Annotated in this window: 15 protein-coding genes; 8 read left to right on the forward strand and 7 right to left on the reverse strand. The window is 72.0% G+C overall.

What is annotated here, in order from left to right; translation table 11 throughout:
- Position 1: 1 nt before the first annotated feature.
- Positions 2-1,183, forward strand: coding sequence for a thiolase family protein (locus tag QSJ60_RS08385; protein WP_285463282.1), 1,182 nt, complete (start codon positions 2-4; stop codon positions 1,181-1,183).
- Between the two features lie 67 nt (positions 1,184-1,250).
- Complete coding sequence (locus tag QSJ60_RS08390; protein ID WP_285463283.1) at positions 1,251-2,039, forward strand: SDR family NAD(P)-dependent oxidoreductase; 789 nt, start codon at positions 1,251-1,253, stop codon at positions 2,037-2,039.
- A 4-nt stretch (positions 2,040-2,043) separates the two neighbouring features.
- Here the strand turns inward: QSJ60_RS08390 and QSJ60_RS08395 are convergent, their stop codons facing one another.
- The 3 genes from QSJ60_RS08395 to QSJ60_RS08405 all read right to left on the reverse strand — a co-directional run bounded on the left by QSJ60_RS08395 (position 2,044) and on the right by QSJ60_RS08405 (position 4,701).
- Positions 2,044-3,021: a permease prefix domain 1-containing protein gene (locus QSJ60_RS08395; protein ID WP_285463284.1), complete on the reverse strand. Its 978-nt coding sequence runs from the start codon at positions 3,019-3,021 to the stop codon at positions 2,044-2,046.
- The gene (locus QSJ60_RS08400; protein WP_285463285.1) at positions 3,018-3,356 is read right to left on the reverse strand and encodes a PadR family transcriptional regulator; all 339 of its coding nucleotides are present in this window, start codon (positions 3,354-3,356) and stop codon (positions 3,018-3,020) included. Before QSJ60_RS08400 ends, QSJ60_RS08395 begins: the two co-directional genes overlap by 4 nt.
- Before the next feature lie 127 nt (positions 3,357-3,483).
- Positions 3,484-4,701, reverse strand: a complete 1,218-nt coding sequence (locus tag QSJ60_RS08405) for a winged helix-turn-helix domain-containing protein (RefSeq protein WP_285463286.1) — start codon at positions 4,699-4,701, stop codon at positions 3,484-3,486.
- Between the two features lie 137 nt (positions 4,702-4,838).
- Here QSJ60_RS08405 and QSJ60_RS08410 point away from each other — a divergent pair, with 137 nt between their 5' ends.
- Both QSJ60_RS08410 and ilvA read left to right on the forward strand, forming a co-directional pair.
- On the forward strand, positions 4,839-6,077 hold the full coding sequence (locus QSJ60_RS08410) for an AI-2E family transporter (RefSeq protein ID WP_285463287.1): 1,239 nt from the start codon (positions 4,839-4,841) through the stop codon (positions 6,075-6,077).
- On the forward strand, positions 6,074-7,312 hold the full coding sequence (gene ilvA / locus QSJ60_RS08415) for a threonine ammonia-lyase (RefSeq protein ID WP_285463288.1): 1,239 nt from the start codon (positions 6,074-6,076) through the stop codon (positions 7,310-7,312). Before QSJ60_RS08410 ends, ilvA begins: the two co-directional genes overlap by 4 nt.
- 88 nt (positions 7,313-7,400) lie before the next feature.
- Here the strand turns inward: ilvA and greA are convergent, their stop codons facing one another.
- Complete coding sequence (gene greA, locus QSJ60_RS08420; RefSeq protein WP_230766307.1) at positions 7,401-7,892, reverse strand: transcription elongation factor GreA; 492 nt, start codon at positions 7,890-7,892, stop codon at positions 7,401-7,403.
- Positions 7,893-7,967: 75 nt separating this feature from the next.
- Entirely contained in the window at positions 7,968-8,441 is a 474-nt protein-coding gene (locus tag QSJ60_RS08425) for a DUF4307 domain-containing protein (RefSeq protein WP_285463289.1), read from the reverse strand.
- A gap of 67 nt (positions 8,442-8,508) precedes the next feature.
- Between QSJ60_RS08425 and QSJ60_RS08430 the strand changes: the two genes are divergently transcribed.
- Positions 8,509-8,835: a hypothetical protein gene (locus QSJ60_RS08430; RefSeq protein WP_230766306.1), complete on the forward strand. Its 327-nt coding sequence runs from the start codon at positions 8,509-8,511 to the stop codon at positions 8,833-8,835.
- A gap of 16 nt (positions 8,836-8,851) precedes the next feature.
- Here the strand turns inward: QSJ60_RS08430 and trhA are convergent, their stop codons facing one another.
- Positions 8,852-9,658: a PAQR family membrane homeostasis protein TrhA gene (gene trhA, locus QSJ60_RS08435; RefSeq protein WP_285463290.1), complete on the reverse strand. Its 807-nt coding sequence runs from the start codon at positions 9,656-9,658 to the stop codon at positions 8,852-8,854.
- 72 nt (positions 9,659-9,730) lie between these two features.
- Between trhA and QSJ60_RS08440 the strand changes: the two genes are divergently transcribed.
- From QSJ60_RS08440 to phoH2, 3 genes are all read left to right on the forward strand, one after another.
- The gene (locus QSJ60_RS08440; protein ID WP_189084501.1) at positions 9,731-10,516 is read left to right on the forward strand and encodes an isoprenyl transferase; all 786 of its coding nucleotides are present in this window, start codon (positions 9,731-9,733) and stop codon (positions 10,514-10,516) included.
- A gap of 109 nt (positions 10,517-10,625) precedes the next feature.
- Positions 10,626-11,744, forward strand: coding sequence for an aminotransferase class V-fold PLP-dependent enzyme (locus tag QSJ60_RS08445; RefSeq protein WP_285463291.1), 1,119 nt, complete (start codon positions 10,626-10,628; stop codon positions 11,742-11,744).
- Between the two features lie 195 nt (positions 11,745-11,939).
- Complete coding sequence (gene phoH2, locus QSJ60_RS08450; protein ID WP_189084503.1) at positions 11,940-13,343, forward strand: RNA 5'-3' helicase PhoH2; 1,404 nt, start codon at positions 11,940-11,942, stop codon at positions 13,341-13,343.
- A gap of 60 nt (positions 13,344-13,403) precedes the next feature.
- Here phoH2 and QSJ60_RS08455 read toward each other — a convergent pair whose 3' ends face one another.
- Positions 13,404-14,027: a pyridoxamine 5'-phosphate oxidase family protein gene (locus QSJ60_RS08455; RefSeq protein ID WP_285463292.1), complete on the reverse strand. Its 624-nt coding sequence runs from the start codon at positions 14,025-14,027 to the stop codon at positions 13,404-13,406.
- Positions 14,028-14,114 lie beyond the last annotated feature (87 nt).

Here is a 14,114-nt window from a genome sequence, read left to right on the forward strand (position 1 = left end):
CATGAGCACCGAAGCCGTCATCGTCGACGTCGTGCGCACTCCCGTCGGGCGGGGCAAGCCCGGCGGGATGCTCTCGGCCGTGCATCCCGTGGACCTGCTCGCCGGAGTCCTCGACGCGATCGTGGGGCGCAACGACCTCGATCCCGCGCTCGTCGAGGACGTCATCGCAGGCTGCGTCAGCCAGGTCGGCGAGCAGTCCATGAACCTCGCACGCAGCGCCGTGCTCGCGGCCGGCTTTCCCGAGACGGTGCCCGCGACGACGATCGACCGGCAGTGCGGTTCGAGCCAGCAGGCGGTGGCGTTCGCCGCGCAGGCGGTGCTCGCCGGGCAGGCCGAGATCGTGATCGCCTGCGGCGTGGAGTCGATGAGCCGTGTGCCGCTCGGCTCCTCGCTGCAGGGTGCGGACCCTCAGGGCGAGCGCTTGCGTGCGCGCTACCCGGAGGGCCTCGTCAACCAGGGCGTCGCCGCGGAGCTCATCGCGGCGCGCTGGGGTCTCGACCGAGAGCGGCTCGACGCCTACGCCGCGCGCTCGCACGAGCTCGCGGCCGCGGCGGCCGAGTCGGGCGCCTTCGCCACGGAGCTCGTGCCGGTGCCGGGCGTCGACCGCCTGAGCGACGAGACCGTCCGGCCGGGCACCACGGTCGAGGGGCTCGCCGGGCTCCCGGCGGCCTTCCGCACCGACGAGCTCGCCGACCGCTTCCCCGAGCTCGACTGGCGCATCACCGCGGGCAGCTCCTCGCCGCTCAGCGACGGCGCCTCGGCCGCGCTCATCATGAGCCGGGCCGCCGCGGAACGGCTGGGGCTGCCGCCCCGAGCCCGCTTCCGCGCCTCCGTCGTCGTCGGCAGCGACCCGATGACGATGCTCACCGGCGTCATCCCGGCGACGGCTCGCGTCCTCGAGCGGGCCGGCCTCGACCACGACGACATCGACGCATACGAGGTCAACGAGGCCTTCGCCTCCGTCCCGCTCGCCTGGCTCGCCGACACCGGCGCCGACCCAGCGAAGCTCAATCCGCGCGGGGGAGCGATCGCGCTCGGGCACGCGCTCGGGTCCTCGGGCACCCGCCTGCTCACCACGCTCGTGAACCAGCTCGAGGCGAGCGGCGGCCGCTACGGCTTGCAGACGATGTGCGAGGGCGGCGGGATGGCGAACGCGATGATCATCGAACGGACGGCGTCCTGAGCGCTCGCCGCTCCGGGCGACGAGCCTGCGCCGCCCGATCCGAACACGACGAAGGGACCACCCAGGAATGGAACTGACCGGCACTTCAGCGATCGTCACCGGCGGAGCCTCCGGCCTCGGCCGGGCCACCGCGCGCGCCCTCGTCGACGGCGGGGCGTCCGTCGTGCTCGTCGACCTGCCGGGGCCCCGTGGCGAGGAAGCCGCCGCCGAGCTCGGCGGCACCGCCCGCTTCGTCGCCGCCGACGTCGCCGACGAAGCGCAGGTGCGCGCCGCGGTCGAGGCTGCGAGCGCGCTCGCCCCGCTCCGCGTGGCCGTGAACTGCGCGGGCATCGCCACCGGCAACCGCACGGTCGGCCGGGAGGGGCCCGCCCCGCTCGACGTGTTCGAGCGGACCATCCGGGTGAACCTCATCGGCACCTTCAACGTGACCCGCCTCGCGGCCGCCGCGATGGCCGAGACCGAGCCGGTCTCCGCGGGCGTCACGGGCGGTCCGGCCACCGCCGAACGCGGCGTCATCGTGAACACGGCCTCCGTCGCGGCCTTCGACGGGCAGATCGGGCAGGCCGCCTACTCCGCCTCGAAGGGCGGGGTCGCGGCCATGACGCTGCCGCTCGCCCGCGACCTCTCGAAGCTGCTCATCCGCGTCGTCACGATCGCGCCCGGGATCTTCGAGACGCCGATGATGGCGGGCATGCCGCAGGAGGTGCAGGACTCGCTCGCCGCCCAGGTGCCGCACCCCTCGCGGCTCGGCTCACCGGCCGAGTACGCCGATCTCGTGCGCGCGATCGTGCGCAACCCGATGCTGAACGGCGAGACGATCCGCCTCGACGGCGCCATCCGGATGCAGCCCAAGTAACCGCTCAGGCGGCGGTGCGGCGTTCCCGGCTCGCCTGCCAGGTCTTCACGACGCCGTCGACGACATCGGCGATCGCCACGCCGACGACGGTCACGACTGCGACGGCCACGACGATCGGACCGGCGTCGCCCCAGGGCCAGCCCATCGCCGCGAGCGCGTCCGGGTTGAACAGGCGGCCCTCGACGAGGAGCCAGAGCGCGGGCACCGTGAACGCGACGTTCAGCAGCACGTTGACGCCGGCGAGCCACCACGTCCAGCCGATCGCGTAGACGGCGACGGCGAAGAGGATCTCGAGCCCGATGATGGCGATGAAGTAGGGCAGCCAGAAGCTCCAGAGCGCGGGGTCGAGCAGCGGCACCGCTTCGAGCTGCGGAACCCACGGGATGCCGAACTGCTGCCAGACGAGGGCGACCGCGAACACCACGAGGAAGAACACCGCCGCGATCAGGTCGGCGAGTCTCGAGGTGCGCACGGGCTCCACGCTCGCGGGCAGCTGATCGAGCGTCCACAGCGAGTCGATGCCGCGCTTGCCCTCGGGGGCGGGCGAACGTTCGAGCACGGCGAAGACGAGCGTCGTCCAGAACCCGACGTGCACGACGACCGAGAGCGACACGACGATCGCCGAGCCGATCACGTCGCCGATCGGGGCACCCGAGATCGCCTTGCCGAGGGCGACCCCGACGGCGCTGAGTGGCACCACGATGGCGAGGAGGAGCTTCAGCAGCCGCCACCAGACGAGGTAGTAGCGCGGCCCGATGAGCTGGAGCAGGCGGTCGACGTAGCCGGCGGCGAGGGCGACCGGATCGCCGAGCTCGGTGAGCACCGCGCGCTCGGCCTCCTCGGGGGAGGAGCCCTGCTCGAGCAGCGCGTCGGTCTCGTCGCCGATGCGCTCGCGCAGCTCGCGCTCGAACTCGCGGCGCTGGCCCTCGGGGACACTGCGGGCGGCCGCCCAGACGTAGCGGTCGGTCAGCGTGGCGGTCATGAGTCGTCTCCCGTCAGGCGCGAGAGCGCCGCATCGATGAGTTTCCAGTCGCCGGTGAGCGTCTCGGCGAGACGTTCGCCGGCGGGGCTCGTGCGGTAGAACTTGCGGGGCCTCGCCTCGTCGGTGTTCCACTCGCTCGTGAGCAGCCCCTGCTTCTCGAGCCGGCGCAGCAGGGGATAGAGCGTGTTCGCGTCGACCGTGATGCCGAGCGCGTTCAGCGACTCGAGCAGCGCGTAGCCGTAGTCGGCGGTGCGCAGGCGGATCAGGCAGGCGAGCACGACGGTGCCGCGGCGCAGCTCCTGGAGGTGGCCGGCGGTGGGATCGTCTGTGCTCATGACTCACACGATACTGTGCAACACGCACTATTGCAAGACACACGATGACGTGTGGATGTTCGGGCGCGCGGGTGCGCGGGTGCGCGGGTGCGGGCCCGCGGGCCCCGTTCGGCCGCATGGCATCCGCTCAGGACAGGCGGAGCTCCGCCTCGATCGCGGGGGAGAGGTCGCCCCGACCCGCGACCGCGACCTCGTCGAGTCCCTGCCAGGCGGCGGCGCGGCGGAGCACCGGCACGAGCCTCGCCGCGGTCTCGGCGGGCGCACCCGGTTCGGCCCAGGCGGACTGCACGCGCAGCACTCCGGCCTGTCGATCGCTCTTCAGGTCGACCCGGCCGACGATGCGGTCGTCGACCAGCAGTGGCAGGCTGTAGTACCCGAACACCCGTTGCGGCTCGGGCGTGTAGATCTCGATGCGGTAGTGGAAGTCGAACATGCGCTCGGTGCGCGGCCGGAACCACACCACCGGGTCGAAGGGGGACAGCAGCGCGGTGGCCTCCATGCGGCGCGGACGGCGGGCGTCGCGGTGCAGCCAGCTCGGCGTCGCCTTGGAGCCGGTGCGCCAGCCCGGCACCTCGACGGGCAGGAGCACCCCCGCCTCCTCGAGCTCGGAGATCGCGCGCCGGACCGGCGCGCGCTTCATGCGCCAGTAGTCGGCGAGGTCGGCCTCGGTGCCGATGCCGAGGGCGGATGCCGCGAGCTCGACGAGCTCGCGGACAGCATCGGGCTCGGGCGGCGCCGAGTCGATCAGCTCGGCGGGCAGCCCCTGCTCAGGCAGCGCGTAGACGCGCTCGAAGCGCCGCCGCTCGACGCACACCACGTCACCGGTGCGGAACATCATCTCGAGGGTGCGCTTGACGTCGGACCAGCCCCACCAGGGCCCGCGCCGCTCGTTCGCATCGTGCTCGATCTCGCTCGCGCGCAGCGGGCCCTTCGCCGCGAGCTCGGACCGCAGCCACCCCGCGAGCCCACGGTCGTCGGCGACCCAGCCGCCCCAGTCCTCGCCGCGGTCGCGGTACTCGGCTCGGCGGAACGCGAAGAGCGGCCAGAGCCGCCGCGGGATGAACGCCGCCTGATGCGCCCAGTACTCGACCGTGCGGCCGCGCCGGCCGTAGGTGAGCCGGTCGAGCGCCCCGCGGTCGTAGTGGCCGAGGCGGCTGAAGGCGGGGAGGTAGTGACTGCGCTCGAACACGTTCACCGAGTCGATCTGCAGCAGGCCGAGCCGGTCGACCACGCCGCCGACCGCTCGCGGGCCGGCGGCCTCGCCCGGCTCGAAGACCGGCTTGCCGATGCCCTGCGCGGCGAGCGCGATGCGGCGGGCGAGCGCGGGGCTGACGGTGTCGACCATGTCGGGAGGCTACCGGGCGCCGCCGACATCCGCCCGAGTCGGGTCGCGTTCGCCCAGGCCAGGCCAGGTCAGGCCAGGCCAGGCCGAGCCGGGGCCCGCATGCCGGTGCCGGAATAGGCCGCATTTAGACTGGAGCGATGGAGGACTCGAAGGGGCGGGCTCGAGGCAGGTTCCTGCGACGGTCGCGAGCGGCCGACGCGGAGGCGACGAAGCACGAGGCTCCCGACGAACGGGACGCCCGCGAGGGCGTGCCTTACGGCATGCGGCTCGCCGCGGCCTGGTCCTGGCGGCTGCTGCTCGTCGGCGGCGTCGTCGCGGTCGTGATCTTCCTCGTCATCCAGCTCCGCCTCATCGTGATCCCGCTGCTCGTGGCCGTGCTGCTCTCGGCGCTGCTCGTGCCGTTCAGCCAGTTCCTGCAGCGGCACCGCTGGCCCAAGTGGCTCTCCGTCACGACGGCGATGCTGGCGATGCTCGCCGTCGTCGGCGGGCTTCTGACGCTCGGCATCTGGCAGATCGCGCGCGGCTCCGACGAACTCGCCGCGCAGTCGCTCACCGCCTGGGAGGATCTCAAGGTCTGGCTCCTCGAGGGGCCGTTCCACATCACCGAGGCGCAGTTGAATGACTGGGTCGGCCAGGCCGTCACCGCGATCCAGCAGGACTCGGGCGTGCTGTGGAGCGGGGCGCTCTCGGTCGGCTCGAGCTTCGGGCACTTCCTCGCGGGCATGCTGCTCGCCCTGTTCGCGACGCTGTTCATCCTCATCGACGGGCGCGGCATCTGGCGCTGGCTCGTGGGGATCTTCCCCCGTCGCGGTCGTGCCGCCATCGACGGCGCCGGGCGCGCGGGCTGGACCACGCTGCAGAACTTCGTGAAGGTGCAGATCCTCGTCGCGACCATCGACGCGATCGGCATCGGCCTCGGCGCGCTCCTGCTCGGCGTCCCGCTCGCCATCCCGATCGCGGTGCTCGTCTTCCTCGGCTCCTTCATCCCGATCGTCGGCGCCGTGGCGACGGGTGCGCTCGCCGTCTTCGTCGCGCTCGTGTACAACGGCTGGGTCATCGCGCTCATCATGCTCGGCGTGGTGCTCCTCGTGCAGCAGGTCGAGGGGCACGTGCTCCAGCCGCTGATCATGGGCACCGCCGTGAAGGTGCACCCGCTCGGCGTCGTGATCGCCGTCGCGACGGGATCGCTGCTCGCCGGCATCCCCGGCGCCCTCTTCGCCGTGCCGATCGCCGCCGTCGCGAACGTCATGATCGCCTACATCGCGAAGGGCGACTGGAAGCGCGGCAGCCCGCCCGCCGACTCCGACGCGACCTCCCCCCTCTGGCGCACCGTCCCGCAGCGTCCCGGCTTCCAACGAGGAGAACCCACCCCGTGACCATCACCTTCCCCGGCCCCGGGCTCGCCGACTTCGAGCGCGCCCGCGGGATCGTCTCCCGCGTCGCCCGCGAGACGCCCATGGAGTCCTCCCGCTACCTCGCCCGCGTCGTCGGCGCCCCCGTGCATCTGAAGTGCGAGAACCTGCAGCGCACCGGGTCCTACAAGCTCCGCGGCGCCTACCACCGCATGTCGAGCCTGAGCCTCGAGGAGCGCGAGCGCGGCGTCGTGGCCTCCTCGGCGGGCAACCACGCGCAGGGCGTCGCCTTCGCCGCCCGCGAGCTCGGCATCAAGGCGACCATCTTCATGCCCGTCGGCGTCGCCCTGCCGAAGCTCGAGGCGACCCGCGCATACGGCGCGGACGTCATGCTCGCCGGTGCCTCCTTCGGCGAGACCCAGCAGGCCTCGATCGAGTACGCCGAGCGCACCGGAGCCGTCCTCATCCCACCCTTCGATCACCCCGACGTGGTCGCCGGCCAGGGCACCCTCGGCCTCGAGATCCTCGACCAGGTGCCCGACGCCGCGACCATCGTCGTGCCGATCGGCGGCGGCGGGCTCGCCGCGGGCATCGCGAGCGCCGCGAAGCAGAAGGCCGCCGCCGAGGGGCGCACGATCCGCGTGGTCGGCGTGCAGGCGGCGAACGCCGCCCCGTACCCCGTGTCGATCGACGCGGGGGAGCCGGTGCAGGTGCCCGTGCTGCCCACGATCGCCGACGGCATCGCGGTGTACCGGCCGGGCGAGCTGAACTTCCGCATCATCCGCGAGGCGGTCGACGAGGTCGTCACCGTCGGCGAGGACGACATCGCCCGCGCCCTGCTGGTGCTGCTCGAGCGCGCGAAGCTCGTGGTCGAGCCGGCCGGCGCGGTGTCGGTGGCGGCGCTCCTCACCGGTGCGGTGCAGTCCGAGGGGCCCGTCGTGGCGATGCTCTCGGGCGGCAACATCGACCCGCTCCTCATGCAGCGCGTCATCTCGCACGGCCTCGCCGCCTCGGGCCGGTACCTGACGGTGCGCGTCGGCCTGCCCGATCGGCCGGGGCAGCTCCTGCGCATCGCGGAGCTTCTCGCCGGCTCGCACGCGAATGTGGTGGAGGTGCTGCACACGAGGCACGGCCGCGGTCTGCAGATCTCCGAGGTCGAGATCGACATCTCGGTCGAGACGCGCGGCCCCGAGCATCGCACGCAGGTCGTCGAAGTGCTCCGCAGCGCGGGCTACGCGCCCGTCGTCCTCGACGACTGACGACCGGCTCGCGACGCGCGAGCGCCGCAGACGCAGGATGCCCCGGGCGATTCGCCCGGGGCATCCGTTCGTCCGTGGACCGGGTCGACTACTCGCCGCCCCAGGTCTCGACGCGCACGATCTCGACCGCGATCTCGCGGCCGTTCGGCGCCTCGTAGCTCGTCTTCTCGCCGACCTTGAGGCCGAGGATGGCGGCGCCGAGCGGGGACTGCTCGCTGAACACGTCGAGCTCGGAGTCGCCCGCGATCTCGCGGCTGCCGATGAGGAAGGTCTCCTCGTCGCCGGCGATGACGGCGGTGATGACGGTGCCGGCCTCCACGATGCCCTTCGACGCGGGCGCCTCGCCCACCTCGGCGTGCTTCAGGAGCTCGGCGAGCTGACGGATGCGCGCCTCCTGCTTGCCCTGCTCGTCCTTGGCGGCGTGGTAGCCGCCGTTCTCCTTGAGGTCGCCCTCTTCGCGAGCGGCCTCGATGCGCTTGGCGATCTCCTCGCGACCGTGCGTGGAGAGGTGCTCGAGCTCGGCGGCGAGCCGGTCGTAGGCCTCCTGGGTCAGCCAGGTGACGGTGGCGTCCTGCGCCATGGTGCACACTCCTGTTCGGAACTGCGTCCGGAATAGACGTGTCGCCCCGGCGGATGCCGGAGCGAATCTCCAATGTTAGGTGAGCCAGCACCGGTTGATCAAACCGGTGTTCGCCTCCTGCGCGGTGCGGACCGTCTCCGTGAACTCGCGGATCGGCTTGTCGGAAGCAGGAATCTCGACGACTTTCCAGCCGACGACCGTGAAGTCCTCGTTGAACGCCTGCACGATGCACGCGGTCTCGTTGCCCGCGGGCACGGAGAGCTGCCAGGTCACCTCGACGGCGCGCTCGTCGGGCTGCAGCACGTGGCCGAGGTCGGTCGCCTGGATCTGCGGCTTGCTGCCGTCGAGTCCGGCCCACGCGACCCAGGCGACGAGCACGATCGCGACGGCGGCGCCGCCGAGCACGAGCAGCAGCCGGTCGCGCGAGCGGTTGCGCTTCGTGCGCCCGTAGCGGGCCTCGATCGCCTCGGAGGGCGCCGCGGGGGTGTCGGCATCGGCGGGCGACCGTTCGTCGCTCGGCGCGGATGCCGCGGCGTCGGCAGGGCTCACTCGGGCTCCTTCGAGGTGGATCGACTAGGCTGCATCCAGCCTAACGCCGCCCCCTGAAGGGATCCCGATGCTCCTGTCCTCCGCCGTTCCCGCGCTCTCCGCCGTCGTCGTCGCGGCGGAGAAGGAGGAGTTCGACCCGAACACGGTGACGCCCGGCGTCATGGGCTTCGTCGTGACCTTCCTCGTGATGATCGCGGTGCTGCTCCTCATCCTCGACATGACCCGCCGCATCCGCCGCACGAACTACCGCGCGCAGGTGCAGGAGCAGCTCGACGCCGAGGAGCGCGCCGAGGCCGAAGGGGCCGCCGAGTCGAGCGATGCGGGCGAGCCGACCGCCACCGGCGCGGATGCCTCGGACGCTCCCGCCGAGCCCGGCGCCGCGAAGCGCGACTGACCGCGCGACCGCCGAGTCAACCCGCGTTGTAGGCGGGCGCGAGCGCGATCAGCAGCGTGGCGGTCCAGTGGCACATGAACGCCAGCACCGTGCACACGTGGAAGATCTCGTGGAAGCCGAAGTGCCCGGGCCACGGGTTCGGCCGCTTCACGCCGTAGACGACCGCGCCGATCGTGTAGAGCACACCGCCGACGATCACGAGCACCATCATCGCGACGTTCGCGGCGAGCAGGTCGGCGAGGTACATGACCGCGGCCCAGCCGAGCAGCAGATAGAGCGGCACGTAGAGCCAGCGCGGCGCCGTGATCCAGAAGACGCGGAAGCCGATGCCGAGCAGCGCGCCGGCCCAGACGATCGCGAGCAGCACGAAGCCCTTCTCGGGCGGCAGCGCCAGCACGGCCAGCGGGGTGTAGGTGCCCGCGATGAGCAGGAAGATGTTCGCGTGATCGATGCGCTTCAGGATGACCTTGGTGCGCGGCTTCCAGTTGAAGCGGTGGTAGAGCGCCGAGTTTCCGAACAGCAGCATCGAGGTGAGCATGAAGACGGCCGAGGCCCACTTCGCCGGGGCGCCGTGGGCGAGGGTGATGAGCACGATGCCCGCGGCGATGGTGACCGGGAAGGTGCCCGCGTGGATCCAGCCGCGCCAGCTCGGCTTCAACTCGGCCGGGTTGGCCAGCGACGCGTCGAGGAGCGGGATGTTCGGCAGTTCGGGCCCGCGGCCCTCGTCGCGGGCGACCGCGGCGTCCGAGGCGTCGAGCTCGGCGAGCGGATGCTCCAGGCGCTCGGCGACGTCTTCGGGCTCGCGCGCATCCGTGGGGGTCATGAACCAAGCGTAGGGCGTCGCCCATCACGATCCGCTGTGAGTGTCGGCCCCGGGTGGGGGTAGCGTAGTCGGGTGCAGAACAGCGATCGGTCCCTTGGTCGCGGTCTCCTCTACCGGATGTATCAACGGCGCCTGCAGCGGGGCCTCGGTCCCGGGTCGGTGCCGCGGCACGTCGCGATGATCATCGACGGCAACCGGCGCTGGGCGAAGCAGCTCGGCTACGACACCGCGGCCCATGGGCATCGGGCCGGCGCGGCGAAGATGCGCGAGTTCCTGGAGTGGTGCGACGACCTCGGCATCCGCGTGGTCACGCTCTACCTGCTGTCGAGCGACAACCTCAGCAACCGCGCCCCCGACGAGCTGGCCGACCTCATCGAGATCATCGCCGAGCTCGCCGAGGAGCTCAGCCATTACCGCGACTGGCGGGTGCAGCACGTCGGCAGCGACGCCGGCCTGCCCGAGCCGCTCGTGGCGGCGCTCGACGCCGCCGAGCACCGCACCGCCGACAAGCGCGGCCTGCACGTGAACCTCGCCGTGGGCTACGGCGGACGCACCGAGATCACCGATGCGATGCGGGCGATCGTCGCCGCGCACCACGCCGAGGGCCGCAGTCTGGAAGACCTGGCCGAGCGGCTCACGCCCGATCTCATCGGCGAGCACCTCTACACCGGCGGACAGCCCGATCCCGACCTCGTGATCCGCACCTCGGGCGAGCAGCGGCTCAGCGACTTCATGCTGTGGCAGTCGGCGCACAGCGAGTTCTACTTCGTCGAGGCGCTCGGGCCCGATCTGCGCAAGGTCGACTTCCTGCGCGCCCTCCGCGATTACGCCAAACGGCACCGGCGCTTCGGCGGCTGAACCCGCTCGCGACGCCGCAGCACCTGCGGCCGAGCCGTCCGGGCGGTCGGTACGAGCGCTGTTCGCCCCGCGAGCGCTATCCTCAGTGCTGGACTTGCGGAAGGGGCCCATGAGCATCGAGGAGTACGCCGCCGGATTCACGGAGGAGCCGGGCTATCTCGACTACGGTCGAGTCGGTCCGATCGCCTCCGTCGCGGCGGAGGAGACGCTGGCGCTCACGCAGGTGCTCGCCCGCGCCAGACACGGCAGCCTCGACGTCATGCGGGAGCAGGACGCCCGGGTCCGCGACGCGGCCGCAGCGCTCCTCGGGCTGCCGAGCGAGCAGATCGTGGCGCAGCCCAACACGACGCAGGGCCTCATGCACGCGATGTTCGGTCTCACCGGCGGCGTGCTGCTCTCGGCGGGCGAGTTCCCGAGCCTGCCCATCGCCGCCGTGCGTGCCCGGGAGGCGCTGCACGCGATCACGCCCGTGTGGCTCGAGACCGACCACGGCAAGGTCACCCCGGCGCGCATCCGCGAGCAGCTCGACCCGAGCGTGAAGGCGGTCGCGGTCAGCCTCGTCGACTCCCGCACCGGCTACCTGTGCGATCTCGAGGGCATCCGCCAGGTCATCGGCGACCGGCTCCTGATCGTCGACGCCATCCAGGGCTTCGGCGTGGTCGACGCGCCGTGGGCGCTCGCCGACGTCGTCGCGACCGGCGGGCAGAAGTGGTGCCGTGCCGGCTGGGGCACGGGCGTCCTCGCCCTCAGCGAGCGCGCGCTCGACCGACTGACGCCCGTCTTCTCCGGCTTCACCGGCACGGAGGAGGACGAGCCCTGGGGCGAGGTGCCGCCGCCGGCCTCGTCGTCCCGGGCGTTCCGGGTGACGAACCCCGACCCGATCGCGGAGGCCCGCTTCGCCGTCGTGCTCGAGCAGCTCGCCCGCGTCGGCGTGCCGCAGGTGAACGCCGCGGTCACGGAGCGCGTGAGCCGGGTGATCGAGCTCGCCGACGAGTTCGCGATCGCCGTGGCCTCGTCCCGGGACGAGCACGAGCGCGCCGGCATCGTCGTGCTCGAACCGCTGGCCGAGCAGGCGACGACCCTCTCCGCCTCCCTGCACAACCACGGCGTCACCGCCACGAGCCGGCAGGGCCGGGTGCGGCTGAGCGTGCACGCGGGCACCACCGAGGAGACCCTCGGCATGCTCCGCGACGCGCTCGTCTCCTACTCGACCGCCGCCAGCTACTGACCGCACACCGCGCCGGCTCGACGCGGTGTGCGGGGTCGAAGGTGGATGCAGGTGAACGCCCGATATCCGCCCGCGTGTCGCTTCCAGGGTTCCCGCGAAACGGTCGTAGCTTCGGCTCAACGGGTAAATCACCTGTTCGAGTCGGCTCGTGACCGCTCGTAGGAGGATCGCCGGCCGGCGCGTGATCCGAGCGAAATGCTCGGGGCGGGAGCGGTTGTGGCGTCATCGGTTACTCCTGAATCGGTCGGTCGTTCCGCTGGGCGTGCGAAGGCGCGCGACACGGCGGCTGAGCACGAGAAGCTCGCACAGGCCGAGCGCACGTACGTCCTCGATACCTCGGTGCTGCTGAGCGATCCGCGCGCGCTGTTCAACTTCCACGAACACGCGGTGGTGCTGCCCGTCGTGGTGATCACCGAGCTCGAGGCGAAGCGCAACGACCCCGAGATCGGCTACTTCGCGCGGCAGTCGCTGCGACTCCTCGACGAACTGCGGATCGAGCACGAGCGGCTCGACTTCCCCATCCCGGTCGGCGAGGGCGGCTCGCTGCGCGTCGAGCTCAACCACTCGAACCCCTCGGTGCTGCCGAGCGGACTCCAGCTCGGCGACAACGACTCCCGCATCCTCGCCTGCGCCGCGAACCTGCAGGCCGACGGGGTGCCGGTGACGGTCGTCTCCAAGGACCTGCCCCTCCGTGTGAAGGCCGCCTCGATCGGCCTCGATGCGCAGGAGTACCGGCACGAGCTCGCCATCGACTCCGGCTGGACCGGCATGGCCGAGATCACGCTCGGCTCGAACGACATGGCGCGGCTCTACGAGCGCGAGACGCTCACGACGAGCACGGTGGAGGGGATGCCGATCAACACCGGGCTCGTGCTGCACTCGGACCGCGGCTCGGCGCTCGGCCGCGTCGTGGGGGAACGGGAGGTGCGGCTCGTGCGCGGGGACCGCGAGGTGTTCGGCGTGCACGGCCGTTCGGCGGAGCAGCGGCTCGCGATCGACCTGCTGCTCGACTCGGAGGTCGGCATCCTCTCGCTCGGCGGCCGAGCGGGCACCGGCAAGTCGGCGCTCGCGCTCTGCGCGGGGCTCGAGGCGGTGCTGGAGCGCCAGCAGCACAAGAAGATCATGGTGTTCCGCCCGCTCTACGCGGTCGGCGGCCAGGAACTCGGCTACCTGCCCGGCGACCAGGGCGAGAAGATGAACCCCTGGGGGCAGGCGGTGTTCGACACCCTCGGCGCGCTCGTCTCGCAGAACGTGCTCGACGAGGTCGTCGAACGGGGGATCCTCGAGGTGCTGCCGCTCACCCACATCCGTGGACGCTCGCTGCACGACGCCTTCGTGATCGTCGACGAGGCGCAGTCGCTCGAACGGAACGTGCTGCTCACCGTGCTGAGCCGGATCGGCCAGAACTCGCGGGTCGTGATGACGCACGACGTGGCCCAGCGGGACAATCTGCGGGTGGGCCGGCACGACGGGGTCGCCTCGGTGATCGAGACGCTGAAGGGGCATCCGCTGTTCGGCCACATCACGCTCACCCGCAGCGAGCGCAGCGCGATCGCGGCGCTCGTCTCGGAGATGCTCGACGGCAACGAGCTCGCGTAGTCGGTGCGAGGCGGCCCGGGGCTCCGACTCCGGGCCGCTTCGCGTGTCGGGCAGGCCGGGTCAGTACATCCGCTCGGCGTAGCTCGGGCCGTAGTACTCCTCGAGCGCCGCGACGGACTCGCCCGGCCGTTCGAGCGCCTGGGCGATGACGGCGCGACGGGGCGCGGCGTCGGGGGTCCAGCTGGCGGCGTCCCAGGTCTTCGAGCGCAGGAACGCCTTCGAGCAGTGGAAGAAGACCTGCTCCACGGCGACCTCGAGCACGAGCTGGGGTACATGTCCGCGCACGGCCATCCGCTCCGCGTACGGGACATCACGGAGCACGCGCGCCCGGCCGTTCACCCGCAGCGTGTCGCCGCGGCCGGGGATGACGAAGACGAGGCCGACGTTCGGGTTCTCGAGCACGTTGTGGAAGCCGTCGGCGCGCCGGTTGCCCGGACGCTCCGGGATCGCGATCGTCGTGTCGTCGAGGACGAGCGCGAAGCCGGCCGGGTCGCCTTTCGGGGAGACGTCGGCGGCGCCCGAGGCATCCGCCGTCGCGATGAAGCAGAGCGGGGATGCCGCGAGGAACGCCCGGTCGAGCTCGTGCAGCCTCGTGCGCTCCTTCGCCTTCGCGGCGGGGAGCGGCGTGCCGATCAGGGCCTCGAGCTCGGCGCGGTCGGTGACTGGCGTGCCTCCGTGATCCATGGTCCCACGCTACTCCCGCGCGCCGCTCGAGCCGTTCGCTCCGTGCACCAGCCGGAACACCCCCGGAATCACCGGGTGTTGCGCGGC

It is taken from the genome of Agromyces sp. NBRC 114283 (genome assembly GCF_030268405.1).
GTDB classification, from domain to species: Bacteria; Actinomycetota; Actinomycetes; order Actinomycetales; family Microbacteriaceae; genus Agromyces; species Agromyces mediolanus.

Coding starts and splice junctions, on each gene's coding strand:
- QSJ60_RS08385 (WP_285463282.1), top strand. CDS start 2: ATGAGCACCGAAGCCGTCATCGTCGACGTCGTGCGCACTCCCGTCGGG.
- QSJ60_RS08390 (WP_285463283.1), top strand. CDS start 1,251: ATGGAACTGACCGGCACTTCAGCGATCGTCACCGGCGGAGCCTCCGGC.
- QSJ60_RS08395 (WP_285463284.1), bottom strand. CDS start 3,021: ATGACCGCCACGCTGACCGACCGCTACGTCTGGGCGGCCGCCCGCAGT.
- QSJ60_RS08400 (WP_285463285.1), bottom strand. CDS start 3,356: ATGAGCACAGACGATCCCACCGCCGGCCACCTCCAGGAGCTGCGCCGC.
- QSJ60_RS08405 (WP_285463286.1), bottom strand. CDS start 4,701: ATGGTCGACACCGTCAGCCCCGCGCTCGCCCGCCGCATCGCGCTCGCC.
- QSJ60_RS08410 (WP_285463287.1), top strand. CDS start 4,839: ATGGAGGACTCGAAGGGGCGGGCTCGAGGCAGGTTCCTGCGACGGTCG.
- greA (WP_230766307.1), bottom strand. CDS start 7,892: ATGGCGCAGGACGCCACCGTCACCTGGCTGACCCAGGAGGCCTACGAC.
- QSJ60_RS08430 (WP_230766306.1), top strand. CDS start 8,509: ATGCTCCTGTCCTCCGCCGTTCCCGCGCTCTCCGCCGTCGTCGTCGCG.
- trhA (WP_285463290.1), bottom strand. CDS start 9,658: ATGACCCCCACGGATGCGCGCGAGCCCGAAGACGTCGCCGAGCGCCTG.
- QSJ60_RS08445 (WP_285463291.1), top strand. CDS start 10,626: ATGAGCATCGAGGAGTACGCCGCCGGATTCACGGAGGAGCCGGGCTAT.
- phoH2 (WP_189084503.1), top strand. CDS start 11,940: ATGCTCGGGGCGGGAGCGGTTGTGGCGTCATCGGTTACTCCTGAATCG.
- QSJ60_RS08455 (WP_285463292.1), bottom strand. CDS start 14,027: ATGGATCACGGAGGCACGCCAGTCACCGACCGCGCCGAGCTCGAGGCC.